Origin of the sequence: uncultured Microbulbifer sp., from assembly GCF_947489355.1 — a bacterium.
Lineage (GTDB): Bacteria > Pseudomonadota > Gammaproteobacteria > Pseudomonadales > Cellvibrionaceae > Microbulbifer.
The window spans coordinates 1-17,850 of sequence record NZ_CANLDD010000065.1; the positions used below are offsets into that span (position 1 = coordinate 1).

A 17,850-nucleotide genomic window follows, 5' to 3' on the forward strand; every position below is an offset into this window, starting at 1 on the left:
GTTCCAGCCAACCAGTTACGCTTTCCTTGCGGGCATAGTGGCTGCCGGCGAGCCAGATAACGACAACAACCACCCAGACTAGTAGCAATGACAAAATGACGGTGTGTGAAAGGCGTGGCAGAAGCAGAATCTCACCATGCAGGCGATCTGCTTGTTTTTCCATGGCTTGCTGGCGGAACAACCCTGTCACTACAACTTCCTTACAACAATTTATTATATTATGGCGCATTTTTATCATTTCATGGCATTCTGGTCAACTGGATTCGATCACAAATTATTACAGTGACTGTTCCAGCACCACTAAGTGACGAAAAAGTATCAATTTGTATAAAAACCGCATTCATTTGATGCGAAAAAGAAAACGCGATGAGAGGGTAAAAATTATGTCGCCAGAAAAACCTTAAGATGCAACTGGTTAGGTGCTCCACTTTTTAAAATCTGACAAGAATGGCTATCCAATGTCATCATCATTCAAACCCATTCAACCCGGACAACCCTATTCTATTCCCTGCAAAACAGATTGCTTCCAATTTTCAGGAAATTCTGAGACAGCACTTCACCATTGCACCGATCCCACCTCCGCCCTGTATTTTAAGGCCATGGGTGGCCACGATAAAAAATACAGGGCGGCCCCACATTAGTGAAATTCACCACCTGGCCTGACGACTCCTGCACTGCAAAATTTTGGATACAACGTGCCCGCTGGCTTTCGGGAAAGCGCCGTGCAACGCACCTCTTAATTGCCGTTTCCATTCAAATCTATCGATTCTTCTCTAACCAATTTCGCACTTATTTCTTTTTGATGTGATCGCCCTAAAAGCACCACCCTAATATCGACTGGACCTGCAGTGGCAAAACCGCTGCTAACCCATCCCGCGGGTGATGCCGGGTATAACGGCAATCTGCATTGGGGAATCACTGACTGTTGGCAGATTCCGGCATAAGCGGCAGTGTCTTCCTGCGCCCGGCCTGACAACGGTACTGTTTGCAATCCGCTGTTGTTTACACAGCCCACTGGCAATAGAGAGGTGTGTAATGCATAGCCAACCTTCGCTGCAAAAAAACCAGTCTTTACTGCAAGGCTATCAATCGCTCCGACAGAAATGTCGCTCTTCCCGGCTGAAAAACTCATCCCTGGTCGCAGCCCTGTTGCTGATCGGATCGATGGTTCTGAGCCCGCTGGTATCCGCTATCGACTACTCCAATCCTTATCTGCGCCACGGCGCCAGGCAGGCCCACTCGACCTATGGAGGCCATATGTGGTTTCGGCCCCATGTATCGGGCGCGTCCCGGATTGTGATCGACCTCAGTGATCAGATGGCTTATTTTTACAAGGGCAGACGCCTGGCAGGCATGTCTCCAGTCTCCACCGGCAAAGCCGGTTTCAGGACACCCACAGGCAACTTCCGTATTTCCGAGAAAAAATACAGCCACCGCTCCAACCTGTACGGGCACTATATAAGCCGCCGTGGCTACGTGATGCGCAGCAACGTCGATGTGCGCCGCCACCGCAGACCCCGGGGTTCTGTTTTTCGCGGCGCCTCCATGGACTATATGATGCGCATTAACGGCCCCGTCACCATGCATGCCGGTCGGGTACCGGGCTATCCGGACTCCCACGGCTGTATTCGCCTGCCCTGGCATATGGCGAAGGTTTTCTATCGCCATGCCAGAGTCGGTACTCGGGTTTCCGTTGTCCGTTAGGCTTAGGTGGTTATCAGCCCGGCAAACTGTGTGGCGGACAGATAGGTAATCCGGCGCGTAAGCCGGACCGGCCAATCACTGTCAATACTGCTAAAAGGCGCGGACCTTATGGTCCGCCTTTTTTATGGTGGATGTTATTGGGGAGCGAGATCTTCGCTGCGTGCCCGTTGCACGGCGCCCGGGCGGGTAAAGTAATCGTGGGCCGCACGGTTGACATGCTTTGCCAGCAACAGTGTAGATAGCATTGTGGGAATGGCCATTACGGCATACATGCCGATAATGATACTGTTTACCGCACTCAGGGAGGCCACCGCACCAAGCACAATCAGCATCAAATACAGCGCTGTGTACAGGTTCTGCCAGCGCCCGCGAAACAAAAATACATAGCACTTCATACCGTAATACCAGCAGGTGACAATAGTACTGAAGGCCAGGGGCAGCACCATCAGCAGCAGCAGGATGGGGCCGGACTGGCCGAAAACCTGTGCAAATGCCTGGGCGGTCAGGGTTACACCAGCCACCCCTTCGCCCTGCTGCCAGACCCCAGTGAGCAAAATCACCAGAGCCGTGCAGGTACACACCACCAGGGTGTCCACGATGGGCCCCAGCATGGCGACAACCCCCTCGCGAACCGGTTCCCGGGTTTTGGCCGCGCCGTGGGCCAGTGACTCAGTGCCGATCCCCGCTTCATTGGAGAAGGCACCCCGGCTCACGCCGATGGTAATCACTGTGCCCAGGGCACCGCCCGCAACTGCCTGGCCACTAAAGGCATCGCTGAAAATCAGGGCAAAAGCCGTTGGCACCTGCTCCCAGAAGCTGGCGATCACAATCAGGGTCAACGCCAGGTAAAACAACACCATGCCGGGCACTATATGCACTGAGAATTTACCGATGCGCTGTATACGCCCGGCAATTACAAAGGCAGAGGCGATAGCCAGCAAAAGGCCGATGGCAAAATCGAATACCAACGATCCGCCCGGCGCGATCCAGCCCAGGGGCTCGGCAAATGACTCGCGCAACAGCTGGGTAGTCTGGTTGGACTGGAATACCGGCAACATACCGCACAACCCCGCCAGCGCGAATAGCACGCCCAAGGGCATCCAGCGCCGGCCCAGTCCTTCGCGGATGACATACATGGGCCCCCCCTGCAATTCACCATGCGCATCACGGCCGCGGAACATCACTGCCAGGGTGGCGGTATAGAATTTGGTCGCCACCCCCACCAGGGCGGTGGCCCACATCCAGAAAATAGCGCCAGGTCCGCCCATGGTAATGGCAATCGCCACACCGGCAATATTGCCAAGCCCAAGAGTGCCGGAGAGCGCAGTGGACAGGGCCTGGCTATGGGAAACCTGGCCGGGATCACCGGGATCGTCGTAGCGGCCACTCAGCAACCCAATACTGTGGCCCAGGTGCCGGTAAGGGCGGCCACGGGAATACACCAGCAGGGCCAGGCCACCGCCGAGCAGGAGTCCCAATAGTGGCGGGCCCCAGACAAAACTGGCAAAGGCCTGCAAGGCAGAATCGAGCGCATTGAAAAAAGACATAGGGTGTAGTTGGGCATCTTGGTTCAAGGCAGTCTATGTAGATCTGTGTCTCCCTGTCAAAAAACCCCGGTTATGTAAAAACGCCGGCGAACAAAAACAGCGCGGCCAAGGAGCTCGCTGCTGTTTAGTGGACTCCTGAAACAGGGGCACTCCGCAGCCGTTGCGCCCGTATTTTCCAAGGGGAAAATGACACAAGTCACGAAAAACCCACTTGAATGCCTACTTGACCAGTCTTTTCAGTTCGCAGTACTTGTCTCCAGCACCTTCGTCACTGGCTGTGGCTCCCGTACAAAAAATACAGACAGAGCCGCGAGCAGCATGCTCACACCGGCCAACACGATGATATAAATCGCCTGGTTCTGAAACACTGTTTTCAGGACCAGGCCGGCAACCAGCGCAGAGACAATTTGTGGTGCGGCGATGGTGAAATTAAAGATACCCATATAAACACCGGTTTTACTGGCCGGCAGGGAGTCGGAGAGGATCGCATAGGGCATAGCCAGGATTGCTGCCCAGGCAATACCCACCCCCGCCATTGGCAATAGCAGGCCGAGGGCTCCGCTGGGCACCGTGACCTGAGTGATAAGCAGGTCCACCTGCGTGGGTGCGCCACCCTGGCATAACAGGAAGCCAATATAGCCCAGGCCCCCCAATGCCAGGGACAAAGAATAAGTCAGCTTGCGCCCCAGGGTCTGCGCCACCCGAGTCAAAATCAGGGAAAAGAGGGCGGCAAACAGTGAATAAGCGGCGAAGATAATCCCTACCCAGTCACCGGCTGCCCCTTTCGCCGCAGCGATATGTGCGGGGATCTCACCGACCGTTTTCAGATAACCGGGATCGAACCACTTAGCCTCGACACCCCACACATGCTGGGTAATGGCTGGCATGGTGTAGACCCACATGATAAACAGGGCAAACCAGGAGAAGAACTGCACCAGGGCCAATTGCCGCATGGTACGCGGCATCCTGATCAGGAGCTGGCAAAAGCCCCCCAGGCGCTGCCCCAAGGACCGCCGCTGCTCCCCTTCCTGTTGCAGTTGCCCGGCATCAATACCCTTGTAGGCGTTATACTGACTCGGCGGGTACTCTCTGGTACGCACTACTGTCCAGAGCACACTGCCGAGCAGTACCGTAGCGCCGATATAGAAGGCCCAGATAACCGAGGGCGCCACTGCACCGCCGCGCGAAGTGTTTTCCAGGCCGATCACATTGGTCAGAATAAAGGGCAGCATAGAGCCCAGGATCGCACCGATATTGATCAACAGCGACTGGATCGAATAGCCCAGGGTGCGCTGCTGGGAAGGCACCATATCCGCCACCAGGGCCCTAAACGGCTGCATGGTGACATTGAAGGCGGCATCCATCAGCGCCAGCATCACAGCGCCGAACAGGATCGGCGCCACCAGGGCAACCACAATGCCGGCATTGGGCATAAACACCATCCCCAGTGCCGCGGCAACAGCGCCAAACAAAATATAGGGATTGCGGCGGCCAAAGCGGTTCCAGGTATGATCCGAGGCGGAGCCAACAAGCGGCTGTACTATCAACCCCATCAGCGGCGCCACTATCCAGAACAGGGACAGGGCGTGCAGGTCCGCGCCCAGATCCGAGAGTATGCGGCTGGCATTGGCGTTTTGCAGGGAAAAACCGAACTGCACCCCGAGGAAACCAAGGCTGAGATTCCACACCTGCCAGAACGGCAGGCGCGGTTGCTGAACTTGCGGCGCGCAGGCGCTGCTCGCTGATGGGGTCATAGGAATCACCGCAACTCTCGTTATGCTTATTTTGCCATTCTGGCACGAGCCCCGGGGAGATTCCCTCCCCCCCCACCGGGGAGGATGCGGGCTCCAAACAGCGCACTAGCATAGGCTTGGGCTCAGTGTACCCCCACAGGAGACTGGCACCAAAAATGACCGCTAAACCATTAACTGAAGTTCCGCTTGATGACCGCAACATTCTCACACCAGCGCTTTCTCGCCCTCGCCGCCACGCTCTGTTTGTTTATCCAGGCCCATGCCCAGGAACTAAGAAGCTATCAAGGTCACTTTGAGAGCGACAATGCGCTGACCATCCAGATCACCGATGGCGAGGTCACCCTTACCCCGGTGGGGCCCTCCGCCCTGGAAATCCACTACCGCCGCGATGGCCTGAAGCAACTGCCCTCTTTCGCCATCGCTTCCGGCAAAAAGAGTGGGCCAGAGGCAATCCTGAGCGAAGACGAGGGCAAATTCAGCTATCGCGTCGGTAGCCTGAACGCGGTCATTCACAAGTCGCCATTTCATATTGAGTACCTGCGCGGGCAAGAGCGGCTCTTAAGTGAGGAGAGCGGCTTTTTCGCCAGCGACACCCTGCGCGGATTTCGTTTTGCGCTGGCACCCGGCGAGAAACTGCTCGGTGGCGGGGAGCGGGTACTGGGCATGGACCGCCGTGGCCAGCGCCTGCCGCTGTATAACCGCGCCCACTACGGCTACACCACGGAATCCCCCCAGATGTATTTCTCCCTGCCGGCCGTGGTATCCAGCAACAAGTATCTGCTGCTGTTCGACAACACCGCCACTGGCACCCTCGACCTGGGTGCCAGTGAACAGGACATTCTGCAATTTGAAGCTGTCGCCGGGCGCACCGCCTATATCGTGGTAGCTGGCGAGACTTATCCACAGCTTGTGGAAAACTACGTGAATGTCACCGGCAGACAACCCTTGCCGCCGCGCTGGGCCCTGGGCAACTTCGCCTCGCGTTTTGGCTACCACAGTGAGGAAGAAGTGCGCGCGACTGTGGACAAATTCACCGAAGAGGACTTCCCCCTGGATGCGGTGGTGCTCGACCTCTACTGGTTCGGCGCCGACATCAAGGGCCATATGGGCAACCTGGCCTGGGACAAAAAAGCCTTCCCCGCGCCGGAAAAAATGATGGCCGAGCTGAATGAGCGGGGTATCAACACCATCCTGGTCACCGAGCCCTTTGTCCTGTCCACCTCTGCGCGCTGGCAGGAAGCGGTGGCCAGCAATGCCCTGGCGAAAAACCTGGCCGGCGGCCCCAAGCGTTTTGATTTCTATTTTGGCAATACCGGCCTCATCGATGTCTTCTCCAAAGATGGCCGCGACTGGTTCTGGAATATCTATGACGGCCTGCTGGACCAGGGGGTTTCCGGCTGGTGGGGCGATCTGGGCGAGCCGGAAGTACACCCCGCCGACACCGTACACGCTATCGGCATGGCGGATGAAATTCACAACGCCTTTGGTCACACCTGGGCACAACTGCTGTACGAGCGACAAACGGCAAAATACCCCGAGCGCCGTCCCTTTATCATGATGCGCGCCGGCTTTGCCGGCTCCCAGCGCTACGGCATGATCCCCTGGACCGGCGATGTGGCGCGGGAGTGGGGCGGCCTGCAACCGCAGGTGGAATTGGCTCTGGGCATGGGCCTGCTTGGATTCGGCTACACCCATTCGGATCTGGGCGGTTTTGCCGGCGGTGACAAATTTGACCGCGAACTCTATATCCGCTGGCTGCAATATGGCGTATTCCAGCCGGTATACCGCCCCCACGCCCAGGAACATATCGCCTCGGAGCCGGTGTTCCACGACCGCCGCACCCGCAATATCCTGCGTGAATACGTCAAACTGCGCTATCGCCTGCTGCCTTACAATTACACCCTTGCCTTCGAAAACAGCCAGACAGGCCTGCCGCTGATGCGCCCGCTGTTCTTTGAAAACGAAAGCGACTTGTCCCTGCTCGACGTTAAGCATGCCTACCTGTGGGGCAATGATTTCCTGGTGGCCCCGGTTGTCGAAGCCGGTATGGATACAGTTGCGGTGAAACTCCCCGGCGGCACCTGGTTTGATTATTGGAATGACACCCGCTATACCGGCGATCAGGCCCTGGTGCCAGTGGACCTGGAAACCATTCCGGTGCTGGTGCGGGCGGGGGCTTTTATTCCCACTATCGGGGATATCAACACCAGCCGTGACTACACCAGTAAAACCCTGACCCTGGATTACTACGCCCACAAATCCGCTCCAGCTTCCAGCAGCTATATCTATGAAGATGACGGCAAGACCGCTAACGCTTTTGCTCTGGGCAAATATGAAAAACTGCATTTTTCCGCACACAGAAATACCCGGGGCCTCAGTTTTTCCTTTAAACGCGAGGGTGGCGGCTACGCGGGGATGCCGGAATCCCGCACAATCACCCTAAAAATCCACAACTGGCAAGCGGTTCCGGCGACACTGGAAGTTGGCGGAGAAGCCCTGCCACGCCTTCTGAGTGAAAAGGCCTTTAACCAAGCGGAGCGCGGAGCCTGGTACCACAAGCGCGCACAGCAACTGCTGGTAAAATTTGATTGGCACAGGGCGCCGCTGACGTTGACGGTTAAAAATCCATAACCCAGGCAAAGGTGTATTGACCAGCGACCGAAAAAACCATTTACCCAACAGAATCAGGGCAAGATGAAAACATCCTATTCCCCATTGATTGCCAAGCTGCTCGCCGCTACCCTGCTGGGTGCCGCGGGCTGCGGACACAAAAGCGCTCCGGAACAGACACCCCCCACTCTGGAGGTCGCTCAGGAAAAAGCGGTCATCTACCAAGTGCTGCCGCGTCTTTTTGGCAACACCAATAACACCAATAAACCCTGGGGCACCATTGCAGAAAACGGCGTGGGCAAGTTTTCCGACTTTACCCCCAAAGCACTGGAGGAAATTCACGCGCTCGGCGCCACCCATATCTGGTATACCGGAGTCCTGCACCACGCCCTGGTGGGCGACTACACGACATTCGGCATCAATAATGACGACCCGGACGTGGTCAAAGGTCGTGCCGGCTCCCCCTATGCCATTAAGGATTACTACAGCGTAAACCCGGATCTCGCTGACAATCCCGCAACGCGTTTGCAGGAATTCCGCGCGCTGGTGGAGCGCAGCCACGCGGCTGGCCTCAAGGTGATGATCGATATAGTGCCCAACCACGTCGCCCGCGCCTACCAGTCTTTGCACAAGCCCCAGGGAATACGCGACTTCGGTGCTGACGACAATACCCGGGTCACCTACGCGCGCAATAACAATTTCTATTACGTGGTGGGCAAAGATTTCCGCGTGCCGGTTGCCGAAAACGGCTACCGACCCCTCAATGGCGAAACCAATCCCCTTGTGGACGGACGGTTTTCAGAAAGCCCGGCCAAGTGGACCGGCAACGGTGCGCGCAGCGCACAACCTGGGTTTGACGACTGGTACGAGACGGTCAAGATCAATTTTGGCGTGCGCCCGGACGGCAGCACGCATTTTCCCGAGCTGCCGGCAGAATATGCCGGGCGCGACTACCGTGCCCACGCCCAGTTCTGGACGGGCCAGGAAGTGCCGGACACCTGGAAAAAGTTCCGCGATATCGCCCACTACTGGCTGGATTTTGGCGTGGACGGATTCCGCTACGATATGGCCGGCATGGTGCCGGTAGAATTCTGGAGCTACCTGAACACCTCGATTAAAATGCGCAAACCCGACGCCCTGTTGCTTGCAGAAATCTATACCCCGGCGCGCTACCGCGATTACCTGTACCTGGGCAAAATGGATTTTCTCTACGATAAAGTCGGCACCTACGATGCCATCCGCGCAGTCTTGCAGGGAACGGGCAGCACCGACAAGATCGCGGAAATCCAAGCGGACCTGCAGGACATCTCCGCCCATCTGCTGCGCTTTATGGAGAACCATGATGAACAGCGTATCGCCAGCGGGAGATTTGCCGATAGCGCCGAAGCGGGCAAACCGGCCATGCTGGTTTCCACCACCCTCTCCCCCGCCCCCACACTGGTCTATTTCGGTCAGGAACTGGGGGAACCGGCAAGCGACGATGCAGGCTTCGGCAAGGCCAGCCGCACCACCATTTTTGATTACTGGTCGATCCCCAGTGTGCGCCGCTGGAACAATAACGGCAATTTCGATACAGCGCAGCTCACAGATGCGGAAAGGGCGCTGCGGACTTTCTACCAGCGCCTTCTGAACTTCTCCACCGCCAGCAGCGCTCTGCGCGGACAGTATGCGGACCTGCACGGCTACAACCGCGCACACAGCCCCGGCTATGGCGACAAACAATTTGCCTTTGCGCGATGGCACGGTGGGGAGAAACTGCTGGTGGTGGCCAACTTCGGCGATACGGCTGCAACGTTCGGTTTGCAGATTCCAGAAGCACTGCTGCAACAGTGGCACTTGAGTCAGGGCCATTATCGCCTGCTGGGCCAGATTAGCGGCCGGAGTGTAGACTTGTTTGTCGGGGAAAAGACGGGGCTTATCGCCCTGGAGCTAGCGCCCTATGAGAGCCATATTTTCCAATTGAAGAATGGGAAAGTAGAGGCAGTCAACCCGACGCTATAGCCGGGTTGATTGTGCAAGCATCACTGATCCATTCACTCGGGCGGGAAAACCGCAGTGATGTTTGGATCAGCCCCGGAGCAAACAGCGCCTAAAGCGCAACCAGGCGGTAAGTCATACTCTGGTCATTCACCCGCACCCGGTAGTTGCCGCGCACATTGGTATCGATATCCGCCCCATTTCGATCCAGAATACCATCACGCTCATTATCCCCGTAATTCTCGCTCCAATCCGCCCTGATATCGAACTTAAAACGCTGCAGGGGCCGGCCATCAAAGCGTACCTGAATCTCCCAGAGGTTATCCGCCACCAATTCCATGGCCTCGGCGCCCCAGTTACTGACCGTGCCGCGAAAGTACAGGCTGGGAAAATTCTGTCCATAACAATCGTCACAGGGCGTGGCCATGCGGCCGGCGTAAATCGCCGCGGCAGTATTGGGCGCAACACGGAAAGTGCCGTAGCCATTGCCATCCACAGCAATCACGGCGCCGCTGCACGCGCTCTCGCCCGCAAGTACATTGCAGTAGTGCCCTGCGGGCAGGCCGGTATAGAGAGTCTCATGCAGAGCGCCGCCCTCATTATTGATCACCACAAAGCCCTTGTTGCCGCGGCCAAAGGCGATCTGGTTATTGCCGTTATCCCACCAGTTGTTCATGCCGGTGCCATGCACATCATTGCGAAACCCCACCATATTGGCAATATTGCCCCAGCGGTGCTGGCACACCCACGCGCCATTGTTACAGTGGTTGGGGCCATTGCCGGGGGGGCCGGCATCGGTATCGGTAAAGTGGTAGCCGGACATCACCTTCGGATAGCCGTAGGGGTGCGCCAGCATAAAGACATTGGCCAGATTGTACCTGGCGCCATCGCGATAGGTGAGGTTACCGCCACCACCGTGGCCGCGCTCCCGGTCGTGATTATCGATAAAGTTCACCGCATCGCCGGAGGGCAACAGCCCCCAGCTTTCACCAATACTGGCCAGATATTTGATTTGCCCGTTGAAGTTGCCGGCCACATCGGTACCGTATTGAAACTCGGTTACACGACCGAGGAAGGTATAATTGACCGGTTGGATTTCAGTGGCCTCCCCCACCGCACCGATCACTTCGGAGAAAATCCAGGGATTGCCAGCCTGGCTCAGTATGGTCTCTAGATCACCGGGGGACATATGCTTGACCGCATCCACGCGGAAGCCGTCCACACCCAGGTCTCTCAGCTTCGTCAGGTAGGCCGCCAGTTGGCCCTGCACATAGCTGGAACCGGTATTCAGGTCCGGCAGGCCGCTCAGGCGACAATGCCACACCGTATTGGCATCGCTGTAGTTATCGATGGGGCAATCTGGGTGGTAGTCCCAGAAGGAAAACTCCGGGTGATCCAGCAGGGCCCAAGGGGTCCCGCCCCAACCGATGCCCCCACCGTTCCAGGCCGCAGTGTGGTTGATCACTACATCCGCATACACTTTCACCCCCGCCCCGTGGCAGCGACTGATCATGCTCTGCAGTGCCTCCTCGGTGCCACTGCGGCTGGCCAGCCTGGTGTAGGTGACTGGCTGATAGCGCGCCCACCAGGTGGAGTGGCTGATATGCTCATTGGGTGGCGAGATCTGTACCGCATCAAAACCCTTGGGCCCGAGGAAGTGCTCGCACTCCCTGGCAATATCGTTCCAAGGCCACTCGAACAGGTGTACAAAGGCGGTACCAGCGCTGGTGTGGGGAGCGGACAGGGTGCCGAATACCAGCCCCGCACCAACCAGCCAGCTTTTCAGGGGAGTCTTATTTTGCATTTTTGTTTTTCTATTTTCTTATCTTTCACTGTTACCCTTTATAGCTGAGAAAGAACCGGTTTGCCTGGCATACCCCTTTTGATATCCTGCGCCATATCAGGCTTTCCAGCAATTACGCACCACTGCAGCAGCAATCGGGCAGGGCCAAATCCAGGCATTGGATGGCTTGTCTAAACAAGAGGGTCACTATGGCCATTGCCAAAGAAATTGAACAGGGGCAAGCGGTTTATTCCAAAGCGGTTCTGAGGCTATATGATCTTTGGGTCTTGGGCTTATCCAATCGCTTTATCTGGCAGTGCCCTACGCCCCTCCTTCTGGCGCATTTCAACCAGCATATTAGTTCAAATCACCTGGATGTAGGGGTCGGCACCGGTTATTTCCTGAACAAATGCCGCTTCCCCTCCAATGAGGTCAGGCTGGGGCTAATGGACTTAAACCAGAACAGCCTGGAGGTTGCTACTGCCCGCGTTGCACGGTACAGGCCACTCCAGTTTCACTGTAACGTGCTTGATGAAATCAACATTGCAACTGGCAAGTTTGATACCATTTCCCTGAATTACTTGTTCCACTGCCTGCCCGGAAAGCTGACAGAAAAACTCTCTGCTCTGGACCATGTCTGTACCCTACTTTCAGATTCTGGCGCCGTATTCGGCTCTACGATCCTATCGAAGGGAGTTCACAAAAATGCCATGGCGAAAAAGCTCATGGCGATCTACAACAAGAAGGGCATCTTTTCCAACGTGGAAGATTGCAAGGGAGACCTGGAATCGTATCTTGACAACAGGTTCAATGAACACTCCATTGAGATACGAGGCTGTGTAGCACTATTCAGTGCCAAAAATAGACGGTGAAATTTTACACACTCCCCCCTCCTGCGCTGCTTCGCGGATCAAGCCATTGAAGTCGCAATACCGCACAGCATGGACACTGCTGTATTTATCCATGACACATAGCGAAATAGTTTTTGCAAAAAATACCACAGTAATATCAATGACGATATTTTATTTTTATTGGAATAAAACCTATGAGAAAATTAGTGGGCTCAGGGTCTCACTTGGAAAATACAATTGGTTTTTCACGTGCCTGTAAAATTGGCAATCAAATTTCTGTTTCTGGTACAGCACCATTAGAAAATGGAAAAACAGTATTTATTGGTGATCTTTATAAGCAAACCAGATACTGCCTGAATCTTTCCATAAAAGCAATTGAAGAAGCTGGAGGCTCTGCGCAGGATATCATCAGAACAAGGATTATGCTCACAGATATTCAAGCCTGGGAGCAGGCAGCAGCTGCTCACGGTGAGCTGTTTTGTGATATAAGACCGGCCTGTACTTTGGTAGAGGTCAAAGGCTTTATCAATCCCGAATGGCTGGTAGAAACAGAAATTGACGCTGTTGTGGCTGAGGTATAATCTGGTGAAGGAGGACCTAACCTCAATTTTATCCAGAGAACAGATACCGCAAGCGCAGCCTGGTCAGCCAGGGCTTGAGCACATGAGGACAGGCAGAAAAGGCAATAAAATAATATTGAATCTTCCGAATTTAAAATCAGGAAAACGCCATGCAGTTGGAGTTACTGGGCTATCCGGTGGCAATCGCATTGCCAATATATGGGCTATACCGAGGGTACAAGACGCGGCAACTCAAATTTATGGAACAATTCGAATTCCATCCGGCTATCGGGCGCAAAGTGCAAGAGCGTTACCCACACCTTACAAACAGGGATGTCGATCAGGTGCTCAAGGGGCTACAAAATTATTTTTATATTTGCCATCAAGCCGGTAAGCGCATAGTGGCGATGCCATCGCAGGCAGTGGATGTTGCCTGGCATGAGTTTATCCTCTTTACCCGCGCCTATAAACAGTTCTGTCGCAAGGCTCAGGGCCGTTTCCTGCACCATACCCCTGCTGAAGGGATGCACACACAGATACTGGCTCAGGAGGGTATCAAGCGCGCCTGGCGCCTAGCCTGCGCCAAGGGAAATATCAATCCCAAAAAACCCAACCGATTACCCCTGCTATTCGCACTCGACGAACGGCTAAAGATTAAGGGCGGCTTCATATACGACATCACCTGTGGCAGCGCTAAATCACGAGCTGACGGCAACAACGGCTATTGCGCGGGGGATATCGGTTGCACTGGCGGATGCGTCGGATCATCCGGCGCGCCGGGATCAGGTGGTAACTTCTTCGACAGTACTGGTGGAGATAGCGGAACCTGCAGCGGTGGCTGTGGAGGAGACTAACAGGTTGTCTGCCTAGAGCAAGGGTGATCGATTTCTATTAAAGCGTACCGAGATACAGTCATTTAATGATTGTGACTGAGTCATTGCTTGGTCACATTTTTTAGTTGGCACTCTTGCGCAAGATAAAGTCGCCTGTTGACTCTCGGCAATTAAATATAGTACACGTACCAATTTGCATCCTAAAAATTAGCATGTACAATACCAACTGCCTTTATCAATATAACAGCAATCAACGTCCAGCTTTAAGTAAAATAACGAGGATTGATTCGTGTAATTACCCCGGGAGGCTATACTCGCATCTGGTATAATACTGCCGAGCATTCTTCCCCACGGTGTACTGGCTTAAGTATCAAGGGCGTTGATTTGGATGAAATGCAGTTTGCGCGCTGGACATGCGCATGCCGACGCTTTGGCAATACCACCCTTAGTAATCCAAGTTTTAATTGATTCTGCCAAGTTATCTTATTCCATGAAGTGACTGACACAAGCAAATACATCCATAGCAGCAGTTTCAGTTTCTGACGGCTTCTTCGGAGTCGCATTTTTCCAGAATTTCGTTAGCTGATTTATTTCGGTGCTCTCGGTTTATTATTATCAGCACTTCTGACAGGTATAGGCTATTGAAAAATTTACGTAAAACTGACTTCCACACCCAATCAAGCAAGATGCTATTTCATTTAGTCGGCACCACTCTTTTATTATTTACCCAGGAAAGTACCCAACTCTTCATAGCGCGGGATTTTATATCAAAGAAACCACGGCTTTTAAATGTCATGTAAAGTCAAAGAAACATAAGCCTGCAATCATGAATTTCTGCTACTTGCCGGCACTCTGAAATAGCAATCAATTTATATATCCTAGGTGGACCATGAAGGGTGAGAAAGATATAAAAAAACTACTGGTATCGATGTCCCCACAACTCGCGGAAGATGAGTTTGTGTTCTGTAGTTTCCGACGTTCGCAATACGGGGATCATACGGATTTAGCGCCTGTAGCTGCAATTAAAGAATCTGAGGGGCTGACACTGGTTATCCCCAAGTACAAGGCAGATGAAAAGGGCCTTAGCTATGCATCTTCATTTAAGAAAATCACATTAAATGTTCATTCAAGTCTTGATGCTATTGGATTGACCGCAGCATTTTCAAGGAAGCTGACTGAGCACGGCATCAGTGCCAATGTAGTTGCCGGTTATTACCATGACCATATTTTTGTCCAAAGTGCATTGGCAAAAAAAGCAATGAGGGCACTCAGTGAATTTGTACAATGATCAAAATAAGTACGCCTCTAATTTATTAGATTCAACAACATACTGGCATCCACTCCAAACTGATCATGGACATATAGCTGAGTATATATCGAGATACAACGACAGTAGAATTTTTTCTCTCTCATCAATTGTCGAATTATGAATACGGAGTGTCGCATACATGAAAGCATATATGATAATTTTAGCGGCTTTGTTGTCTGGCTGCACTGCAAATATCACTGCAAGTTCTTTTATTTATCAAGATAAAACAATCGAGAAACATATCGATTTAAATAAAATTTCCATAAAATTAAAAAGCCACTCTCCACTAATTAATTTATCCGGGGTTACTCTTACAACACAAGATGGTGCTCTTCTGAAAGGCATTAAGCTATTACATAAAGATGCACGAATCAACATAGTGTTTTTTGGCGGCAATGGAATGAAAGTCAACAAATCTCATGATATTTTAAATCATTTTGCTTTATTGCCCGCCAATATAGTTTGGTTTGATTATCGTGGGGTAGGCGCTAGTAAAGGAATGAATAAATTAACTATACTAAAATTTACAGAAGGATGCCCTAAGTGTTTTTGATTTTGCTAATGTGGAGCTTCCCCAGGGAATCCCCATAGCCGTTCATGGGTTATCAATGGGATCTTTGCTCGCAAGCTACGTAGCTAATGAGCGAGAGCTTGATGCCCTAATTCTTGACAGCGCAATAAGCTCTTTACCTGAACTGGTTAATAACTTGGTGCCAGGCTGGGCCAAATTATTTTATACTGTGAAACTATCAAAAGAACTTAAAGAAATTAACAATATTGATCTAATTAAAAACTATAAAAATCCTTTGCTATTTTTAGTTGGAGAAAATGATTCCATTACCCCTATGGAATTTTCACAACAATTACACGATGTATCTGGCAGCCCAATAAAGAAGCTAATCCTCATAGAAAATACCAATCATGGGAAAACAATGAAAAAAGATGAAGCCGTCAAAGGTTATAAGCAATTTATTGAAAAGTTAACCTGTTGCGAAAGTGGATGATCGTATCAAGCAAAGTATCAGCCCTTTTATCTATGCCAAGATATGTGCTGGAATGCAAGTTTTAGCTCATAAGCACATCTTCAGTATTCTTCTGACAACTCCTCATTGGATTATTCTTATCATCAAATGGAATTTGATACCCAAACTTATGACAGCGTTATCTTAAATAGGGCTGTAACCGCTCCTCCCCATGTCACGAACTATTTGGCTTTCAGTCCAAAATTTTAGCTACATTAAATGTACTACAAAATTTTTACTATAGGAGTACTTTGAGAATATTAACGATCCCATACAACTGGCACCACTGGACAAAAAATTGGTTTCCATTTTAATCTGGCTATACACTAAGGCTGAAAAATAACCAGATAAGCTGTCAATAGACTAACGAATATTAGAAAATAAAATTTAAGGCTTTATTCTAATCCAATTTATTTCTTGCCTTATTGCATGAAAACGTCTCAGATGATAATGCAGACAAGATGACAAAAACCAATGGCAACCGACGTACAAACTAATAGGAAAATAGCGTGCGATTTTCACCTCTGCCCACCGGTGACGTGCTTATTGTACCTGTAATTTGAGGGCACCTCTAAAAATTACTTTTTTGGTGCCCGTAAGCACCGAATAATGGGGGCTCCAAGGCGATAAAATTAAGGAAAACTTAACTTATATAGATGCCCTTGAGCATCTGCACTTTTTGATACATGCAGGTGGGGTATTGATCTTGGCCAAGCCTACCGTATACTGATATGCAACGCAGATCTATAAGCCTAGGGCTGGGGTAGCATTTGGGCACACTTGTAAGGAGTGACAAGTCTTATGCCGCAGTCTATAAAAAGAGCTTTAGTGCCACATACGGATTTGGGAGGATTTGCTCCGAGCCTACAAACGGCAAGGTACAATCCCATTTAGGGCTGGAGAACTGCACTCCGGTCCGTGTTTCCAGCTCTCTGGCCAATTATCAGTGGATTAAGGATACAAGAAATGAACGGTTGGATCTTGAAAACGTGGACCGAAAATAAAGCGCTGCTACTCTTACTCGCCTTAATGTTTACTTTTCGGAGCGCTTGTGCGGATTGGAATGCAGTACCAACCGGCTCAATGAAGCCAACGATCATCGAAGGCGACAGAATTCTTGTCAATAAATTGGTTTACGATGCCCGAGTACCTTTTACCAACATCTCCCTTTGGAAACTATCTGACCCCGCCAGAGGTGATATCATAGTTTTTGAGTCAAAGGCCTCCGGGAACAGATTGGTCAAACGTGTCATCGGTATCCCTGGCGATACTATTGGGTTAAGAGATAATCAATTAATCATCAATGGTAAACACCTGGATTATAAAATAGTCGCTTCTGTCAATTTGACTGTCGACAAACTGGAAAATTTATTGGGTGTTGAGCATCTCATTCGCATCGATAAACGCAGCTCTCCATTATCCGATTTTCAATCAGTTGACGTTCCGGCCGATCACTATCTGGTGCTTGGTGACAATAGAGATAACAGTGCAGACTTCAGGGTGATCGGCTTTGTTCCACGTCAAGAGATCATCGGCAGATCCAGAAGTGTTGTACTATCGCTCAACTACGATAATTTCTATATTCCCCGCATAAACAGATTTTTTATGCGCCTCGACAGACCACAAAATCTATAGTGATGAACACCCTATATATATTACCGATATTCTTTGCAATTTGCACGGGCATCTTTTTTTCAGTAGCCAGGGGTAGAAAAACCCATGTTGCGTTCTGGGTTGTAATAGGGGCTTTATTTGGGCCTTTGACGCTCCCTTTCGTATTTTTCCCAAATATGAAGTCCGTTTATACGCCAGACCATTTATCACCTAGATTCAACTTGTAAGTGCATATCTCAATGGAGCTAGAAAAAGCGGCCAGTTGCCCGTAGGCTTCTCGCTTTTT

The 17,850-nt window shown here is 51.9% G+C and carries 13 protein-coding genes and 1 pseudogene; 10 read left to right on the forward strand and 4 right to left on the reverse strand.

The features are described 5' to 3' along the window. Positions 1-190, reverse strand: a pseudogene (locus tag Q1A48_RS18365) (hypothetical protein); the annotation flags it as partial. Between the two features lie 845 nt (positions 191-1,035). On the opposite strand from Q1A48_RS18365, the gene Q1A48_RS18370 reads away from it, so the two are divergent. Then, a complete protein-coding gene (locus tag Q1A48_RS18370; protein WP_299947826.1) occupies positions 1,036-1,704 on the forward strand; it encodes a L,D-transpeptidase family protein in 669 nt (222 codons plus the stop codon). 134 nt (positions 1,705-1,838) lie between these two features. Here the strand turns inward: Q1A48_RS18370 and Q1A48_RS18375 are convergent, their stop codons facing one another. Then, a complete protein-coding gene (locus Q1A48_RS18375) occupies positions 1,839-3,251 on the reverse strand; it encodes an alanine/glycine:cation symporter family protein (RefSeq protein WP_299947828.1) in 1,413 nt (470 codons plus the stop codon). A 236-nt stretch (positions 3,252-3,487) separates the two neighbouring features. Further along, positions 3,488-5,005, reverse strand: coding sequence for an MFS transporter (locus Q1A48_RS18380; RefSeq protein WP_299947829.1), 1,518 nt, complete (start codon positions 5,003-5,005; stop codon positions 3,488-3,490). 189 nt (positions 5,006-5,194) lie between these two features. On the opposite strand from Q1A48_RS18380, the gene Q1A48_RS18385 reads away from it, so the two are divergent. Continuing rightward, positions 5,195-7,636, forward strand: a complete 2,442-nt coding sequence (locus Q1A48_RS18385; RefSeq protein ID WP_299947832.1) for a TIM-barrel domain-containing protein — start codon at positions 5,195-5,197, stop codon at positions 7,634-7,636. A gap of 63 nt (positions 7,637-7,699) precedes the next feature. Next, positions 7,700-9,616 (forward strand): alpha-amylase family glycosyl hydrolase, encoded by a 1,917-nt coding sequence (locus tag Q1A48_RS18390; protein WP_299947834.1) that lies wholly within the window; start codon positions 7,700-7,702, stop codon positions 9,614-9,616. A gap of 88 nt (positions 9,617-9,704) precedes the next feature. On the opposite strand, the gene Q1A48_RS18395 is transcribed toward Q1A48_RS18390, so the two are convergent. After that, positions 9,705-11,396 carry an alpha amylase C-terminal domain-containing protein gene (locus Q1A48_RS18395; RefSeq protein ID WP_299947836.1) on the reverse strand — a complete coding sequence of 564 codons (1,692 nt, stop codon included), beginning with the start codon at positions 11,394-11,396 and terminating at the stop codon, positions 9,705-9,707. A 188-nt stretch (positions 11,397-11,584) separates the two neighbouring features. Between Q1A48_RS18395 and Q1A48_RS18400 the strand changes: the two genes are divergently transcribed. The 7 genes from Q1A48_RS18400 (at position 11,585) to lepB (ending at position 17,585) form a co-directional block, all read left to right on the forward strand. Then, positions 11,585-12,247: a class I SAM-dependent methyltransferase gene (locus tag Q1A48_RS18400; RefSeq protein WP_299947838.1), complete on the forward strand. Its 663-nt coding sequence runs from the start codon at positions 11,585-11,587 to the stop codon at positions 12,245-12,247. A gap of 173 nt (positions 12,248-12,420) precedes the next feature. After that, positions 12,421-12,807 carry a RidA family protein gene (locus Q1A48_RS18405; protein WP_299947840.1) on the forward strand — a complete coding sequence of 129 codons (387 nt, stop codon included), beginning with the start codon at positions 12,421-12,423 and terminating at the stop codon, positions 12,805-12,807. A gap of 149 nt (positions 12,808-12,956) precedes the next feature. Next, positions 12,957-13,640, forward strand: a complete 684-nt coding sequence (locus tag Q1A48_RS18410) for a hypothetical protein (RefSeq protein ID WP_299947842.1) — start codon at positions 12,957-12,959, stop codon at positions 13,638-13,640. Positions 13,641-14,508: 868 nt separating this feature from the next. Then, the gene (locus Q1A48_RS18415; protein ID WP_299947844.1) at positions 14,509-14,907 is read left to right on the forward strand and encodes an ACT domain-containing protein; all 399 of its coding nucleotides are present in this window, start codon (positions 14,509-14,511) and stop codon (positions 14,905-14,907) included. Positions 14,908-15,067: 160 nt separating this feature from the next. Next, positions 15,068-15,481 carry a hypothetical protein gene (locus tag Q1A48_RS18420; RefSeq protein WP_299947846.1) on the forward strand — a complete coding sequence of 138 codons (414 nt, stop codon included), beginning with the start codon at positions 15,068-15,070 and terminating at the stop codon, positions 15,479-15,481. Positions 15,482-15,536: 55 nt separating this feature from the next. Further along, the gene (locus Q1A48_RS18425; RefSeq protein ID WP_299947848.1) at positions 15,537-15,932 is read left to right on the forward strand and encodes a hypothetical protein; all 396 of its coding nucleotides are present in this window, start codon (positions 15,537-15,539) and stop codon (positions 15,930-15,932) included. Between the two features lie 984 nt (positions 15,933-16,916). Then, positions 16,917-17,585: a signal peptidase I gene (gene lepB / locus Q1A48_RS18430; protein WP_299947850.1), complete on the forward strand. Its 669-nt coding sequence runs from the start codon at positions 16,917-16,919 to the stop codon at positions 17,583-17,585. Positions 17,586-17,850: the final 265 nt, after the last annotated feature.

Coding starts and splice junctions, on each gene's coding strand:
- Q1A48_RS18370 (WP_299947826.1), top strand. CDS start 1,036: ATGCATAGCCAACCTTCGCTGCAAAAAAACCAGTCTTTACTGCAAGGC.
- Q1A48_RS18375 (WP_299947828.1), bottom strand. CDS start 3,251: ATGTCTTTTTTCAATGCGCTCGATTCTGCCTTGCAGGCCTTTGCCAGT.
- Q1A48_RS18380 (WP_299947829.1), bottom strand. CDS start 5,005: ATGACCCCATCAGCGAGCAGCGCCTGCGCGCCGCAAGTTCAGCAACCG.
- Q1A48_RS18385 (WP_299947832.1), top strand. CDS start 5,195: ATGACCGCAACATTCTCACACCAGCGCTTTCTCGCCCTCGCCGCCACG.
- Q1A48_RS18390 (WP_299947834.1), top strand. CDS start 7,700: ATGAAAACATCCTATTCCCCATTGATTGCCAAGCTGCTCGCCGCTACC.
- Q1A48_RS18395 (WP_299947836.1), bottom strand. CDS start 11,396: ATGCAAAATAAGACTCCCCTGAAAAGCTGGCTGGTTGGTGCGGGGCTG.
- Q1A48_RS18400 (WP_299947838.1), top strand. CDS start 11,585: ATGGCCATTGCCAAAGAAATTGAACAGGGGCAAGCGGTTTATTCCAAA.
- Q1A48_RS18405 (WP_299947840.1), top strand. CDS start 12,421: ATGAGAAAATTAGTGGGCTCAGGGTCTCACTTGGAAAATACAATTGGT.
- Q1A48_RS18410 (WP_299947842.1), top strand. CDS start 12,957: ATGCAGTTGGAGTTACTGGGCTATCCGGTGGCAATCGCATTGCCAATA.
- Q1A48_RS18415 (WP_299947844.1), top strand. CDS start 14,509: ATGAAGGGTGAGAAAGATATAAAAAAACTACTGGTATCGATGTCCCCA.
- Q1A48_RS18420 (WP_299947846.1), top strand. CDS start 15,068: ATGAAAGCATATATGATAATTTTAGCGGCTTTGTTGTCTGGCTGCACT.
- Q1A48_RS18425 (WP_299947848.1), top strand. CDS start 15,537: ATGGGATCTTTGCTCGCAAGCTACGTAGCTAATGAGCGAGAGCTTGAT.
- lepB (WP_299947850.1), top strand. CDS start 16,917: ATGAACGGTTGGATCTTGAAAACGTGGACCGAAAATAAAGCGCTGCTA.